This window comes from Psychrobacter celer (genome assembly GCF_016107555.1).
Classification (GTDB): domain Bacteria; phylum Pseudomonadota; class Gammaproteobacteria; order Pseudomonadales; family Moraxellaceae; genus Psychrobacter; species Psychrobacter celer.
In genome coordinates this window covers 1-15365 of sequence record NZ_JABASU010000012.1, presented here as the reverse complement: position 1 = coordinate 15365, position 15365 = coordinate 1, and the positions used below count along the sequence as shown (strand labels likewise).

17 protein-coding genes are annotated in these 15365 nt (G+C 39.4%); 4 read left to right on the top strand and 13 right to left on the bottom strand.

Annotated elements, in window-relative coordinates; genetic code table 11:
* Positions 1-5: 5 nt before the first annotated feature.
* The gene (locus JFC05_RS07205) at positions 6-605 is read right to left on the bottom strand and encodes a DUF1819 family protein (protein WP_198336377.1); all 600 of its coding nucleotides are present in this window, start codon (positions 603-605) and stop codon (positions 6-8) included.
* 322 nt (positions 606-927) lie between these two features.
* On the opposite strand from JFC05_RS07205, the gene JFC05_RS07200 reads away from it, so the two are divergent.
* Both JFC05_RS07200 and JFC05_RS07195 read left to right on the top strand, forming a co-directional pair.
* Complete coding sequence (locus JFC05_RS07200) at positions 928-2130, top strand: AAA family ATPase (protein WP_198336376.1); 1203 nt, start codon at positions 928-930, stop codon at positions 2128-2130.
* A 12-nt stretch (positions 2131-2142) separates the two neighbouring features.
* The gene (locus JFC05_RS07195) at positions 2143-2652 is read left to right on the top strand and encodes a hypothetical protein (protein ID WP_109590313.1); all 510 of its coding nucleotides are present in this window, start codon (positions 2143-2145) and stop codon (positions 2650-2652) included.
* Positions 2653-2741: 89 nt separating this feature from the next.
* On the opposite strand, the gene JFC05_RS07190 is transcribed toward JFC05_RS07195, so the two are convergent.
* The 12 genes from JFC05_RS07190 to JFC05_RS07135 all read right to left on the bottom strand — a co-directional run bounded on the left by JFC05_RS07190 (position 2742) and on the right by JFC05_RS07135 (position 12835).
* Positions 2742-3167 carry a hypothetical protein gene (locus tag JFC05_RS07190; RefSeq protein WP_075101647.1) on the bottom strand — a complete coding sequence of 142 codons (426 nt, stop codon included), beginning with the start codon at positions 3165-3167 and terminating at the stop codon, positions 2742-2744.
* A gap of 17 nt (positions 3168-3184) precedes the next feature.
* On the bottom strand, positions 3185-4114 hold the full coding sequence (locus JFC05_RS07185; protein ID WP_075101648.1) for a hypothetical protein: 930 nt from the start codon (positions 4112-4114) through the stop codon (positions 3185-3187).
* Between the two features lie 18 nt (positions 4115-4132).
* Complete coding sequence (locus tag JFC05_RS12965; protein ID WP_075101649.1) at positions 4133-4408, bottom strand: YkgJ family cysteine cluster protein; 276 nt, start codon at positions 4406-4408, stop codon at positions 4133-4135.
* A 12-nt stretch (positions 4409-4420) separates the two neighbouring features.
* Positions 4421-5578 (bottom strand): tetratricopeptide repeat protein, encoded by a 1158-nt coding sequence (locus JFC05_RS07175; protein WP_198336375.1) that lies wholly within the window; start codon positions 5576-5578, stop codon positions 4421-4423.
* Positions 5579-5638: 60 nt separating this feature from the next.
* On the bottom strand, positions 5639-6352 hold the full coding sequence (locus tag JFC05_RS07170) for a DUF805 domain-containing protein (RefSeq protein ID WP_198336374.1): 714 nt from the start codon (positions 6350-6352) through the stop codon (positions 5639-5641).
* A gap of 367 nt (positions 6353-6719) precedes the next feature.
* Positions 6720-7655, bottom strand: a complete 936-nt coding sequence (locus JFC05_RS07165; RefSeq protein WP_198336373.1) for a hypothetical protein — start codon at positions 7653-7655, stop codon at positions 6720-6722.
* Positions 7656-7797: 142 nt separating this feature from the next.
* The gene (locus JFC05_RS07160; RefSeq protein ID WP_198336372.1) at positions 7798-8049 is read right to left on the bottom strand and encodes a helix-turn-helix transcriptional regulator; all 252 of its coding nucleotides are present in this window, start codon (positions 8047-8049) and stop codon (positions 7798-7800) included.
* 161 nt (positions 8050-8210) lie between these two features.
* The gene (locus JFC05_RS07155) at positions 8211-9128 is read right to left on the bottom strand and encodes a recombination directionality factor (protein ID WP_198336371.1); all 918 of its coding nucleotides are present in this window, start codon (positions 9126-9128) and stop codon (positions 8211-8213) included.
* A gap of 126 nt (positions 9129-9254) precedes the next feature.
* Entirely contained in the window at positions 9255-10376 is a 1122-nt protein-coding gene (locus JFC05_RS07150; RefSeq protein ID WP_198336370.1) for a YqaJ viral recombinase family nuclease, read from the bottom strand.
* Between the two features lie 98 nt (positions 10377-10474).
* Positions 10475-11470 carry a DUF932 domain-containing protein gene (locus JFC05_RS07145; protein ID WP_198336369.1) on the bottom strand — a complete coding sequence of 332 codons (996 nt, stop codon included), beginning with the start codon at positions 11468-11470 and terminating at the stop codon, positions 10475-10477.
* A gap of 35 nt (positions 11471-11505) precedes the next feature.
* Positions 11506-11796, bottom strand: a complete 291-nt coding sequence (locus tag JFC05_RS07140; protein ID WP_198336368.1) for a hypothetical protein — start codon at positions 11794-11796, stop codon at positions 11506-11508.
* Between the two features lie 133 nt (positions 11797-11929).
* Positions 11930-12835 (bottom strand): YagK/YfjJ domain-containing protein, encoded by a 906-nt coding sequence (locus tag JFC05_RS07135; protein WP_198336367.1) that lies wholly within the window; start codon positions 12833-12835, stop codon positions 11930-11932.
* 667 nt (positions 12836-13502) lie between these two features.
* Here JFC05_RS07135 and JFC05_RS07130 point away from each other — a divergent pair.
* Together JFC05_RS07130 and JFC05_RS07125 are read left to right on the top strand one after the other, a co-directional pair.
* Positions 13503-14711, top strand: coding sequence for a hypothetical protein (locus JFC05_RS07130; protein WP_198336366.1), 1209 nt, complete (start codon positions 13503-13505; stop codon positions 14709-14711).
* 297 nt (positions 14712-15008) lie between these two features.
* Positions 15009-15341, top strand: coding sequence for an Arm DNA-binding domain-containing protein (locus tag JFC05_RS07125; protein ID WP_227697457.1), 333 nt, complete (start codon positions 15009-15011; stop codon positions 15339-15341).
* The last annotated feature ends 24 nt before the right edge of the window (positions 15342-15365 follow it).

Sequence of the window (15365 nt, the reverse complement as noted above, 5' to 3'; positions counted from 1 at the left end):
CTCCTTTATACCGCATTTTCAGATACTGTGAAGTACATGATATCTCTGCCACCATTGCGCTCAATGACGTCTAACAAACGTGGGCTTAAAATAGTAGCTTGTATATTATTTTTACCGTCCAAGAAGTCAGCTTCTCGAAGCATTTTGAATAGCACCTGTCTGAGTTTTTTCTTTGTACTTATACTTAAACCATCAAGCTCACTATGCCAATCACATTTGCGATTAAAGAACACATCGAAATCTGAGTACTGAAGATCTGGCTTAAAAGTGATGAAACGCTCTCTTAATACTTCAGTAGCAAAATCAGCAATAAATTTATGATGCCGACAGACTGCCATCCATATCAGATAAGCTTGATCTTTATGACTACTATTCACAAGTAATATAAGCTCCTCACTGGTAAGGGTGCTCAAACGAGATATAATCTCATAACTTATTCGCTTTAGCGTACTGACTGCTCTTGATTGAAGGACATTATTGGCAATAGCTTTGTCTTTTACCTCATTCCAACTTCCAAGCTCAAGGTATAACTTAGCTATCGTCACTGACTCTGACTGTAGCAGCGCACCAGCTGTAAATGACATATTGTATTTTTGACTATCCATCTGTTGCTACCTGCTTATAAAAACGCGCGACCTATATTCAGAGGTTATGCATTTTTGATAATAATTACTATCTTAAGATAAGGTAATAAAATATGACATTGTACATGGTTCTAGATATCGCTTAAATAGTCGGAGCCGATATAGTGCTCACTATAGCTTTTATGCTCATACAACCTACAAACAACATTAAAAATTAACTGAGTATTTAGATAGTTTTATCTGTCTGTATTAATATAATAAATGCTATATAAGAAAGGCACTAAACTTCTATTTATGCTATCGTAGCCTATAAATCACAAAATATCGTTAAAAACGGCTGACTATGATTACCTATATTCGTTTCGATAATTTTTATTCTTACCCAGAACCAACGGAAGTATCGTTTACGCTAGGTAAGCAACCAACTGAGTCTAACTATGACTTTTACATCGATACCACGCATGACCAGTATCGGCTCAATAAAGTCACAGCGATCTTAGGTGCGAATGGCTCCGGTAAGACGCAGCTGCTTAAAGCAGTATCATTTTTGCGCTGGTTTATTTGTGGCTCTACTAGTAGCCTTGATTCAGAAGATAATATCCCATATAGCCCCTTTGCTATGAGCAAAGATAAGGAGTCTGATTTTGAGCTAGGATTTTTGCTTAAAAATGCTGATGGTGTCTATGAAGAATATCGCTATGAGCTAACGCTTAGCCAAAGCCACGTGATCAACGAAGCATTATATAAAAAGACCAGTCGCTTATTTAGCTATGTTTTTAGCCGCCATTATGACGGTGATAAGATGACTTATAAGCATCGCAGTTTTGTCATCCCATCACTTGCAGATGACGTGAAAAAAAACACATCCTTGATCAGTTATGCTAATTTGCTTGATGAACCACTGGCAGAAGCGATCATTGAGATGTTTGAAGGCTACAAAACCAATGTCGTCTCAATAGGTAGGCTTGGCAGTCTTAGTCAGTCTATACCTGAGATGACTGAATTGTTTGCTAAGGATGATGGTTTAAAACAAACCGCTGAAAAGCTACTTTGTCAGTTTGATACGGGCATCGATGAGATTAATATAAAAAGCGTCATGATGGTCAACGAAGGAAAGCAGCAAGAAGTACTGCTGCCCTTTGGTGTTCATAAAGTCGGTGATGACTCATTTGAGCTTATGATTTATGAAGAGTCTAATGGCACACAATCAGCTTATAGCTTGCTTGGCCTAATACTACCTGTGCTTAAAAATGGTGGCGTAGCTATTATCGATGAGCTTGATAACGACTTACATCCCCTACTACTGCCTGCCATATTCGACTTATTCCGCTCATCGCATCATAACCCTCATAATGCTCAGCTTATTTTTAGTTGCCATACCCCAGAGGTGTTTAATTTGTTAAATAAGCATCAAGTTTATTTAGTGGAAAAATATGAGCAGGCTTCAGAAGCTTGGCGATTAGATGAGATGGAAGGCGTGCGTAATGACGATAACCTTTATGCCAAGTATATGGCTGGCGCGTTTGACGCGATACCAAATCTATAAGGGGGTTGGGTTATGGCAAAGCGTAAACCTCGGTCAGTCAACAAAACCACTCTACTGGTTATGGGTGAAGGTGAGCATGACAAAGCATTTTTAAGTCATATGAAAGGTATCTATCATGAAAGGCACTCTGGTAGTAAAATCACTTTAGACTTTTCAAGTGGTGGATCTCCGCACGATATCATTAAAGACACCGTCAAAAAAAGCCGTCATGTTGGTTACGACCAAAAGTTCATCTTGATGGATAGCGATGTCCCTGTTAAGCAACAAGATATTAAAGCCGCTAAAGATTCAGGCATTACCATCCTATATTCAAACCCGTTATGCTTAGAAGGTATGTTGCTGAGCGTGCTAGGTCAAAACACTCCCCATACTGCGCAAAAATGCAAAAGTGCCTTACATCCACAATTGTCTGATAATCCTGCCCTACCAAAGAGCTATGAGCCTTTATTTGCAAAACCTGTACTCGATCAAAGCATTCATGCCACGATTAAACAGCTGCGCTCATTGTTAGGCAAGAAATAAACCGCCCTGCTCGCTAGAGTTAAGTAAATTAGTTTTTATTTTAGTAATATAGACTTATAGCACTAAATCGACTCAAGTATTTATTACTTTTAAAACTCAATTTTGTCGATGTTTGGGTCATTCATCGCCATTAATACCTGACCGGCTTCTTGAAGTGGTGAAGATTTAACCGTGTTTTCTATCGCGCTCATAGCCATCGTGATCAACTCAGGATTATCATTTTCAATCCCCTGATCAAGCCTTACGAACATCTCATCTATCACATGACGACGTTCTGCGAAGCGTTCTTTTAGATAAGACTCTAGAAACTCTCTTTGGTTATTGGACTTAGTAAGATGTACATTTTCCCATGCAGCTATCGCTTCACGTTTTGTATATTCAGTCTGACAAATAGTTTTATAATCTGCGTAAGCTTTGACTAGCATCTCAAATCCTTGATAAGCGCTAGAAGCTGGGTTTTTGGAACTTACCGTCTTAATAGCTTTCTTAGAGCTTGCTGTAATCACGTCTTTCATAATGTTTATATTCCTTATTAGATTTCAAGATAGCCTTCACACTTGTAGCGAATATTTTGTACTGCTTCGCCTTCATTATTTAAAAGAGGCTGATCTAAAATATTTTTCAGTGACTTACCTAAAGCAAGCATTGTCTGGAATGCTACTGGATCTGAATTATCATATACCTTAATTTTCTCAAAACGTTTAACCGTTTCGAGTAGTACCATCTGAACTTCTAAAGCATTAGTCATCACAGCTTTGACGCCTACTTCCATTAATTCAATCGCGGCTATATTACAATTGCTTCTAAGTTTCGCATCGCGCGCTTGGGTTAACGCCTTCTCACCTTTACCAGCAAGATGTAGACCGGTTATAGCTAATGCGGGAGCGGCAACTATACCTCCTAGTACCAAAGTACCGCCTGCCATACCGAATCCCCCTGCTGCTAAAGATCCGCCACCAAGCCATGCAAGCGTAGCGCTTTTGGCAGCTGCTCCTGATAATGCTGAAATTGCTGTGCCTGTTGAAGCCGAAGCAAGTAAGCCAACAGACCCGTAAGCGCCTATACCCGTAAGGACACCTGCTGCCGCACCTGTTAAAAGACCGTTTTCTAACTCAAGTGAAGCGGTTACCTTTTGCTGTATGTCAATATAGTCTTGCTCTGTAATCGTCTGACTAAAATTTTCAAGTTTAGAGCCCGCATCTTTTATCTTTTTAATAGTGTCTATAATATGCTTAATTTGATTGTTAAAAATATCAACTTTTAGCTGTCCTAAATTTCTAAGCTCATCGTTAGTATCTATCCGAAGGTTACTTAGTGCTTTACGCTTTTTATCTAGCCTTCTTTGCGCTCTTTCAATAGTGGCGCTAGCGTCAGATAATTGAGATACGCCTTTAGCGCCTTTGGTGATTCCAAAGCCTGATGCAGCTAGTGCGCCTGCACCTATGATTAGAGGGATGGGCATAGCAAAGTCCTTTGTTGGTTATATCTGAATTATTGGCAGTCGATGCTTAACTTGAATCGATTGGCAAACCTCTATATTCAGCGCTATATATTCATCGTAAGGGATAGTAGAGAAATAAGCCTGATGCATTGCTTCAATATTGCATATAAGCGGCCTTGACTCATAAATAGTGCAACTTTTACTATCTATATCGAACCATTCACATGTGCCATCACCTCTATCTAAAGCTGCATATATTTCATTTTTATCAAGATTTTGACAGCACCAACCACATTGATTGCAAGGAAACTTCATGATTAATGTACTCTAAGCTGCGCTATCTTCACGTAGATCATTAAGCTTTTGGTTAATTTCAGTGAGTCTGTCATCAATATTATCCAGCGCATCTGTCACAAGCTCTGAATTAGACACTATTTCTTCATCGATTTTATCAAGTTCGTTTTGATTTAAATATGCATTGATACACTCTACAAGCCTTTTACCATAAAAACGAGCGACATCTCCTATCAGATTTATTTTATAATCCTCTATATACAGAGCTTTATCACTTTCGCTGTAGTAGGCTTCTTCGATATCGTTCAATATCTCCCAGTCTTTAGTATCATTTTTTAAATGAAATTGATAACTATTTTGATGTACATGTAAGAAGAGACCAACACCAAAATTTCTAGTAAAGCTTGTGTCGATGATAAAGTCTGCATACGTAGTGTCAATCATATAGTCATTTTTCTCTCTGACAGCACTTGCTTTATCATAAAATTTGGAACTTTCGTCAAAATCCATACTTTCATAAAACCAAACACCTCCGCCTGGATTTTGCGGCAACATTTTTGACTCATCACGGAAATAATTATCAAAGAACGTTTTAAATGAAATACTCCCATCACTTTCAAAGTCTATGCTTTCAATATGATTATCAGCTTCCTCTACCACTTTCTTATTAGAGTTCTTATCTTCTTGAGGCAGCTCATTATTTTTCTGCAAACACTGCTCTGCTTCTAAATGCCCCTTACATGCTGCTTTATGATAGTAATAATTAGCTTTGTCTTTATCTATTTCAACTCCTATGCCTTCGCTATAAAAATTACCCAGCTCGTAATGAGCGTCTGCATTATCTTGTTCAGATGCTTTTTGATACCATTCAAAAGCTTTACTATTATCCTGCAATACACCAAAGCCCTCTTTATAAAGATAAGCAACATTGTTTTGAGCAATATCGTAGTCCTGTTCGGCAGCCTTCAAACACCATTCAAATGCCTTAACATAATCTTGATCAACACCAAAACCGTAGCTGTACATACACCCTATAACATCTTGAGCTGGCGCATAGTCTTCACTCGCTGACTTTTGAAACCATTCCAAAGCTTGTGTATAGTCTTGAGCTACTTTATTACCTAGTAGGTAATCTACTCCGATTAAATATTGCGCTTCTATATAATTTCTACTGACAGGGATACCGTACATTGATTACTCCACACTGGTAACATTGATAGGTGCACAAAATTATTTTGACCACACTGGCTATTAAACACGCTTCGCTGGTAATCCCCACTGATTATTTTGTGGTGATGTTTGCTGAGCCAAAAAGACGACAAGAACAATCCAACCAATAATCGGAATAAACCATAGTAGCTGCCACCAACCAGACCGTCCAGTATCATGCAGACGTCTTGTAGCTACGGCTATAGTAGGAATAAAGAATACTAAAGCCAAAATTAATGGTGATATAGCCTCATCTCCTATTCCTATACCCAAAAGCCCTCCAAAAAAACCTTCCATAAATCCAAAGACTACAGATAGAATAATGGTTGCTAGATAAAACAGCCAATACTCTTTTCGTCTAGCACGGCCTGTAAAAGTCGCATAATTACTGAACACTTTTTTTGTCCAATCTACTATTCCATAGTTACTTTCTGCTAGGTATAAGCTTCCGATATTCTCATCATACTGACTATTATCAGGACGACCGTAATCTTCAAGTTCTGGTGTAGTTGATATATTTTGGTTTTGAGGTTCTTTAAGTAATGATGGAGGAGTAGAAGCCTGAGACTGGCTGGATTGATAAGATATTCGATTGATACTACCCGTGCCATTGAACATGAAATCTACATTATCACCTGCTTTGGGAGCATACCTCTCTATCCAATCCTTGCCATCGAAAGAATACTGCACACCATCATCGGCTATAATTATTCCCGTATTTTTATAATCATCAAAGTTAATTATTTTGCCATTCATTTAAAAACCCTCATATTAAATTACATATAATAACTAAACAGAAGTTAAATAGAAACACTTAAATTGAGGGATTTTTGTTTATTAATACCATTGAATGAGAAAAAATAATTTTTTGACTCGGAACTGGCATAAACACTACCTATATACTTTATCTGCACTAACTAATACTATAAAAGAACTAGGGCGTGTCATCAATTAAAACATTTATATTCTTATGGGTTAAAAATGGCTATATTTGCGCCACTCTTTATAAATTTATAGAAAATATGTTCATATTCTCTGCAAAATTTATCTTGATTGGCAAAAATATATCTCATTTTTACCCTCATAATCTAATTGATGACACGCCCTAGGTGACGTTCTAAAACTATCTGTCCGTATAATAAGGGTCACTATAATCATGACCCATTCCTTCAACCACACCACTGTCTTCACCTTCATAATACTCTTCACCCGGAAGAGTGTTAGGGTTAGTTGGAACATTATAATTAACATCGGAATTATTGAGTTCTTTCACACCTTCAGCCAATTCAATATCGCCATCTTCGTAAAGCCAGCTACTTCTATTATCACTACGGACATTCTCTCCATCATCCTGATTTCGACCATACAACTCATCAGCACTCGGAATTTTTCTACTAGGCTGCCAAGTTTCAATAGGCTCTGATTGTGACGTAGCTGTCGCTTGATTTGCAAAAGAAAAAATATTATCAACGACCTCTATGTAATAATTATCTCCTTGGTCGGTGATAGTGATGTCAATCTTTTTACCATTACTAAGTATTGCAGTAGCAGCATAAAGCTCATCAGTTACTTTATGATCAATATTTACTTTAACGCATGTGGCGGCAGATGATGATATGTTTTCAGCGATAATATCTGTCACTACATTACAGTAGCTGTCATTTACTCTCCTTTCAGATCCGTAGACAAGAAAGTTTATTATCAGTAAAAGAGTGATCACACTAATGATCCAGTCCGTTGCATAACTTTTACGACCGGGCACTCTTCTTGAGCTATCCCATAAGTAAAGAGGCGGTATATAAATATACCAGTGCTTTGGTTTATGAAGGTTATTATCTATAAGGTATTGTCTATCAAAATAACATACAGCTATCGAAGGTATAAGATAAAGCGCAAAAATTAGTGAAAGCTCAACATGCGAGCTATGCGCTAATATAAACACAATTACGAATATTAAGGCAGGATAAAGTTTTGCTAAAAACCATACATATTTATCCCTACTTGCCACTCGACTATCTACAGATTTTTCATCACTAGCTTTATTAAGATTTGGTTTCATCAATGTAGCCTTACAATAATATTATTTAAAAAATTCATTCCGACAAAAGTTTGAACTGCTGCACAATATTTCATAATAACGACAAAAAAACAACAGATAGAAAAAAATAAGTCACATTAAGTGACTTATTTTTATATTAGTATCAATTAGCACGAGCAGCTATTTTGCTCTCAATCCACTCCGCGATCTCACTTGCTACCCACACTACCCTAGACTGAGTAACTTGTACCTTTTTTGGGAAAGTAGGGTCGTAGCGGTCAGACGCTTCATTGATCATCTCATAAATCGTTGAGCGACTAAGCCCTGTGTAATGAATCACATCCTTGATGCTAAGCAGCTGCGGAATATGATTGCATTGTTCAATGACTGGTTGTGCTGAATTTAGGTTTTCCATGATTATCTCCTTCGTAAGTGAATGAGAGCGGTATCTCTCATATACTTACCGAGTCCCATATTTTTTTATGCCATCCCATAGCATCCGTAAGCGTTAGTGAAACCCATAAAAAAAAGGAGCTGACAGATCAGCTCCCTTTTATGCCGTGTACTTGCGGTGTGCTAGCTTACAGTCGTCACGCTCTCTCGTAGTCTTTGCTCAATGCTGGTCACGTTGTGGGTATCTAAGCCATTGGGCACTTGTTTTTGTTTCTGAACTTGCGGCTGACTCGTGAGACCGGCTTCATCTGGATAAAGCTCTTCCATCAGCTCACTTGCTTCATCATCGACCTCAAAGCATGAATTGGCGTAACCCTGTTTAGCCGCTTGCTCTAACGCACTTTGATCAAAGCCGTGTTCGCTCAGCTCATGATCAATCGCCTTCGCTTGCTGTACCGCGTCTTTGAGTGTCACTTCATCACGTAGCGTGAGATCTACGAAGTAAATCGGCGTGCGATAGCTTTGAGTAGTGCTCTTACCTCTCAATGTGAGCTGTAGCGGTAGACATGATAGCTTGTTACCGGACACTGCGGCAAAGTAGCGCAGTCTTGCCGCAAGCGTACGAATACTATTAAAGCCTGTGGTGCGAAAGATAAAAGTACCCAGCTCATCGTCCTCAGATAGATTAACGTACAGTCTGCCATAAGGCTTACACGCGCCGCCTTGCGCGAGTGGACAACGATCAGGGGATGGGCACGGCAGTTGCTCCATGCCATTATTGGTACGGCGCTGGCATTGCTCACCGTCACCCACGCATAACGGGCGTCCGGTTTGCCGATCAAATAGCGTGTACTGAGCGCGCAAGTTTAAATCAGGATCATTGAACAGCATACGTACAGGTATTTGCCGTAGCTTACTGTCATTACCTTTACGCAGCTTGGCATCGATTGGATGATTGACCCAGCCGTCTTTATTCTGCACTTGGCTGGTAATAGTGAATTGATCGTCTTTAGCAGGGAGACGCTTGCCATCTTTATTGATGACGCGTCCAATGCTGATACGACCGAGTACGGGCGGAGTTATGGTTAGACCTTTAATCATAATGGTATTCCTTGTTTGTTTAATAAATGAATAAGACTTAAAAAAAGCCCAGCGATGAACGCTGAGCTTATGGGTTTGCTTGGGTGTGTAATTTATGGCTTTTAAACCTAATCTTTAGAAAATGGCTTAATCATTTAACACCACAAAGCGGCGACTGCCTTGACGGGTTTTACTAAACTTATCTATCAGCTCAGGATAGGCCTTAATAACGGCCTTGCTGTCTAAGCTCACGCTATCCTTACTACGCTTCCATGAGATCGCACCGCTAGAGAAGACCGCCACTTCATGATCTTTAATCAAGCTTTGCAGCTGATGCTTGACGGTATCATGACGCTCTTTTAGCTCATCCATATAGTCGCGATAGCTTAGCAATTGCTCAAACAACTCATTGGCTCCCTTGTCTTCACGTAGATCAACCTTACTTGCAGGAACAGGCTCAGGATAAAGCAGCTTTAAGGCTTTCGCGGCTGACTCGCTATGATCAGGCGTGGGTGGTGTGTCCGTCTCCACGTACTGCCAGAACAAACGCTCATGCTCGATAATTGATGCAATCAAACGCTCATCACGCTCAACTTTATAAATCTTAGCCTCGTGTCCACACAGCAGCACACAGATATGCGCAGCAGCTTTACCTGTTACTGCCAGTTGATGCTGTACTTGGCATGTCACGTATAGCGGTACGCCATCTCGCCATAATTTCGCGCCATGCTCACCAGTGGTTTTACACTCTAGTATCTGCACTTCATCACTACCTGTTACCGCATAGTCAAGATTGGCAAGCATAAAATGATTATCAGGGTCAGGATGCTGCAAGACGGCGTTTACTCGCCGTACCTTATTGCCTGTGTGTTCTTGGTAGTACTTAGCCACCATAGGCTCTAAGGTATTGCCCCAATAAAGCGGCGAATAGCCTTCGATACTATTATCACTACTCTCATCAAGATCTGATGTCATACGTCCCGTCTTGATCATCCATAATTCAAGCATGGATAAAAAAGGGTGAATACCACAAGCAGCCGCAGCATCAGAGCTGCCTATGCCTTGTTTGCGAACGGCTAACCACTCTTCACGGCTTAAGTCTTTGGTATTGATCAGACGCTTAGCCGTGGTTGAAGGCTTAGATCGATTGGTTTTATCGATAATAGCCCTACCTTTCTTTAGTGGTGTTGCTGTTGGCTTCACCGTAACAGTTGAGCGTTTAAGTCTTAACGGAGTGCGATTGGTGTTGTGTAAAGCGATAGTTTCCATGATGGTATCCTTTTGATAAATTAATAATTGGTTAAATAATCGGCATAAAAAAACCACGCCCTTGAGCGTGGTTTAATCATTAGGTGTCATACGCTGATTTAGGCGATCATCAATAGCGCTTGCTCTAAGCTTTTATCCTTTAGCTTCGCCCCAGCACCAAACCACGCAGAATCAAGACGATGGTCTCTCGACATGGCACGGCGTTCATGATCGACAAATTCTGTCATGGCAGACAATAAGCCATAAGCGGTGTCTTTAGCAGAGGCCAGATCAGCACCACGACCTTGACCGTTAAACATACTCATCACCTGATTCATGGCACGAGCATTAGGAACGGCTTCTTTCTCCTTCTTAGCGGTGTTAAACAGAATCAAGCCATCATCTTTGACATCGTTAAACACACGGTTTAAGTAGTTAGCCGCTTCTGCTTGGGTCACTCGTCGATTGGTTAATTGCTTCATCTCATAGTTAAAGTCATCCCACTGGCTGACAGACACGCCCAGTTGCCGCTTGACCTTGTCGGCATCAAAGGTGGTGCTGTGTGGTACTTTCACCACGCCGCCACTACCATCCGCTAAGCTGATAGCTAAGGTGTTATTACATACCACACGGATATTGGTGAATTGAGCGGTGGTTGCAAGCGTGCCATCACAAGCGGTTGCCAGTAGCAAATAGCCGTGACTGACATCACCGCCACGTAAAGACGCTGATTGACCTGTACGAGCCAGTGCCCACATCTTACGGCCACCCTTTAACACCCCTGCAGTTTCTAACTCAAAGTCTGCTTGCTCGGTCAGATCCCGATAGAACTCTAGAATCTCACTCGGCTGTACTTCTTGATAACGCTGACTGACGACTGATAAGGGCTCAAGCGTATCAGAGCGATACAGCACTTTATTGCTGTCAAAGGGCATGATCAGGCTTTGCCCTTTGTTATTGTTTGCCATATAGCTGACATCGGAGGATTCAATACACCAGTCCATACCTGCCTCACGCGCCCAGACCTCAAGCGGCTGCTTAGGGGATAGCTCACTGCCAAGGCCATGCCAAGGGGTGTCGCCAACGTATGCCATACTCTCGATTAAATGTGCCATGATAATTTTCCTTTTGTATTATGATTAAATTGAGTTTAAGTGAATGAGTGAAAGGTGGTGAAGACATGGGAGCAGTCATCACAGCGATATTGTTTATTGACCAGCATTGGCAGCGCTTGATGAGACTGAGTAACCTCAATAAGCGCTGCTACCGTTGTTCCTGCAACCACACCGATAGCAGGATGTACTTTAAGTGTTTTGCAAAGACTAACGCCAAGGCTGACTAATACCGCAGGGGATAACAGCTGATCAATAAGATTGATTTGACTACCATCAGTCATCTCGTAGACCAAAGATGACTGACAGCTAGGACATAGGGTTTTCATATATACTCCTAAATTTTGCGCATAAAAAAGGCCTGCTAAAAAGCAGACCTTATTGGCTGAAGTCACGTACACACAAACAGGCTGTACGTACTCTCATGGTAATAGTATATATCTGAGATTATTTTGATATGGGTTATAGTCCTCGGCGGTCGGATGTGCGGTATCGACCATGTGCAAAGGTGTTCATGTTTGGGAGCCATACTTTTAATTTTTGGTCATACTTGCTTGGTTGCGTCAGGTAACACGACGTTCTAAGAGCGTTGTTAACTTCCTGTTCGTTATCCTGATGAATCATGCCGATACCTAATTTACCGTTTCGCTCATACCCCTGCTTAGTCTTTTTATTGTGGTAGTTATAGCACTCGCCTAGACCACCAGTAATGACCTTCCACTTTTCACCAACCTCTTTTGCGATATACCAATCATTTTGTCTCTTATTACCGTCATATATCAGCAACAAATGACAATGTAATCCGCCCTCGATGCCACCATGCTCTAAAGCCCAAGCGTAGCCCTGCAAATCTTCAAAGCACGTTTCCTCATTACCGATAAGATCTCGGAATTTGCTCATGTGATGATAAAAGTCTTCAATGCTAACAAGGTGGCTTGTTTCTTTGGCGTACTTTAGGTCGATACGTACAAAGAGCAGTCTTTTGTAATGATGAATCAGATGGCGTACATATTTTTCGAGTGTCCTCTTATTTTTAGACTCCTGATAACTAAACACACTACGTTCACGCTTAATATCTTTTTTATAGTATGACAGTGTTTTAATAAGACGCTGTGTTTTATCGTAATCCCAAATGACATCTTCTGGATATTGATCACCAACGATATATTGCGTACTGCGAAAGAAAGCTTCAATGGGCACCGAGTAAATCAATCCATTGTCACCCTCATAGTAATACATGAACGGATGATACAAATCGTTCAGCTCATCTATTATCAGGTCAAATCTCAATTCATTAGAAATGATATCGATTACCAGTTGGTGAACTTTAGTTAATAAGTTACTTTGATTGAGGTTGGTGTTTTCCATGGTATTTCTCCTATGTGGTTTGTCTTGCACATAGTAGAGCTACATCATATTTTTTTATTCTGACTACTGGTGGTTAGTGAGGAGATAGTCAGTTTGGTAACGCTGCGCTATATAATAATATCAATAACCGGTTAGTGGCACTTAGCAATACTGCGGAGATATCGGCGTTACATTATCCTCAATTGTAGGAATCTTGGGTCATATTGATATTTTTTGAGTGAATGGAGTTAGCTGATAAGGGCTCATCGGCAATCTACTAGATATTGATGTCATTTTTAAATATCTTGAAATGCTATTGTTAAGATTTTTTCCATAATAGTTCATTAACGATTGATGTTTGTCTATAGCTTATCATCGTAGGCAACAGCTGATTTAGAATCAACGATATAAAACAGTCTATTAAGAAAGTACTTTCTAACGTACGTAGTTCAGGGGGCGCCCAATTTAAAAACACTGATAAATTATATAATGTCTGAAGGGTAGGTCTACAGTGATCTACGAATAAGTAGGGTTAGAGCTCTTGTATCCCAGTAATATCAGTAATAAAATACAAAATCTATTACTAAATTATTACTGTATTATGATAAAAAAAGTACCAATAATATATTGAAACGGTATTTTAATATTACCCTCATATTACTAAACTAATCACTTATATAGGTTATTTATGGAAAATAAAGACGACAAACTATTGAGTAACGAAGATAGTAAAGAGTACATTTCAAAGCAAATAAAAAAACTATCCCAGAGAGAACTATATGTGTTACTGAGCGAGATATCGAAGGATTATAGCTGGATAAGTCCATACCAATCTTTAGATATAATAAACAAACAAATATGCCATTTAGGCATTGATGACATTAATTACTACGTAGACTTAGCGTATGCTAAGGTAGTAGCAGATGAAATAATTAGCTGGATAACTAAAAGTTTAAGAGCTACCCTGTGGTTCGATAACTACATAAGCAGTTTTCATTCAGACACTGATTATAATGTGCTATTCGAAGATATCATCTCAACTTCATACAGTGAAGATTGTATTAAGCAATTAGACACTTGCTCCATTATTCAGTTCAGATCTAAAAACCTTATGAGAAATAACTTACATTTGGAAGATTCTACTCAAAATCGTCGTGTTAATAGAAGGCTTGAAAGAGATGATAGTTTGTTACGACAAAGTAGATCAGGAGATAGTAGAGTTCAAAACCGTATAAGTAGAACAAGAACTGATGAAGTGCGAGGACCTAGAAGAAAAAGGCTTCGGATTGAAGTACCTAACTATAACAATAAAAGAATCAACCTTAACTTGCCATTAAGAAAAGAGTCAGAACGGCGAACTAGGAGCCTCGAAGACTTTGGTGAAGTAATAAGCACTAGCAGAAATAGAAACGATCTTGAAAATAAAACTAGGTATATTAATCAAGCTAAGAAATATTACTATCAGTATCAAACCCCATTCAAACAACTTGAATGGCTTGATCAGAAAGATGAGCAGCAGCTTTTATGGGCACAAGAATATTTATGTTTACAAGGTCTGCTTTTACAACCAGAGCTTTTCTCAGCAGAAACCTTAAGTGATCTATATGATCAAATATGTGCTTCTTTAGATGTTATAGATAATGCGGTTAGAGTTGAGCGCAGAGTGGTTCGTAATTCTGAAGGAATGAGCTTGTATAAAAAGGAAATTATTAGAAAAATGCGTAATGCGTGGAGCCAAAAGAAGTTCCGCGACAAAAAAGATGCCGAGACAGCTCAAGAGCACTTTTTAACCAGACGTCATATAAATAAGCTTAAAAAATTAGCTAGCGAGTATGGAGTAAGCAGCAAAGAATATCTTCAGAATCTAATCGATGAAGCATATGATAGTACTGATTAATCAGCTTACATAACTGGAATATAAAGCTTGCATTCTTTGTACACTATTATGTACACCAAAAATTATACAATACTTATTGTCTAGTAAAATCAAATACTTAACTAATAAAAACTGTTCCGGCTCCGGGTACCATTACATAGTTCTATACTATCTTATAGAGTAGCCAAAGCCCCTGATATCAGGGGCTTTGCTGTATTTGACGTCCTATACTGTCTTTTAATATCTATCCCAATCCATGCACTTTGAGTATACTGTCAAGTATACCGAGTTTTGAGTCTACTCATGGAGATCTAGGGTATGGAAAGAAAAGCGATCAGTTCAGACCGAAGTATCAGCAGCCATAAGCCTGAAGATAAGAAGTACTTCGTTCCTGTCAAAAACCACCCCAAACTATTCTTAATGGTACGTCCTACTGAGACTAAGTCATGGATGTATCGCTATTACCCGCCTTCAAATCCTAAGCAAAGTATTATTTCCATCGGTATATATCCAAGTATCTCGTATGCTCGTGCCTGTGAAGTTTGGCGTGAATATGAAGACCTACTAAGCAAAGGTATTGACCCTAAAGTTCATCGTGAAGAAATAAAGAAAAGTGTTATTAGGGGCTGTATAGAATTGAGGAACCATTGAAAAAAATAAGCAACGCCTTACTCT